This is a genomic window from Pseudomonas sp. AC229 (genome assembly GCF_979254655.1).
Genome location: NZ_CEEDHK010000056.1, coordinates 1 through 272, shown reverse-complemented (window position 1 = coordinate 272; position 272 = coordinate 1). Strand labels below are relative to the sequence as shown.

The following is a 272-nucleotide window of genomic DNA, read 5'->3' as shown; positions in this document are numbered from 1 at the left end:
CTCCGCGGCGCGCTGGCTGAACAAGCCTTTGAGTTCGGCATTTTCAACGTCGTTCGCGCACTCACGGACGCCTTTCTCACCGTCTTTGCTGGTCTCGATCAGGTTGTTGAGTACCGAGATAGTGTCTGTGCTTTCCATGGTCAAAATCCTCTTTTGGCGAGCAGCGTCACGCTGCAGGTTGGTGGCCGACGTGCCCGTTTGGGCTGTATCGACCGCTCGCAAAAATGGACGTGACCCGTTGCGTACAGGTTCAGGACATTCGCCGACCGGTA

Annotated in this window: 1 protein-coding gene; it reads right to left on the bottom strand. The window is 57.0% G+C overall.

Translation table 11 applies throughout. The features are described 5' to 3' along the window. Positions 1 to 138: DUF2383 domain-containing protein (locus tag AC0IW7_RS24820; RefSeq protein ID WP_471821503.1), on the bottom strand; the 138-nt coding region annotated here is incomplete at its 3' end. Positions 139 to 272: the final 134 nt, after the last annotated feature.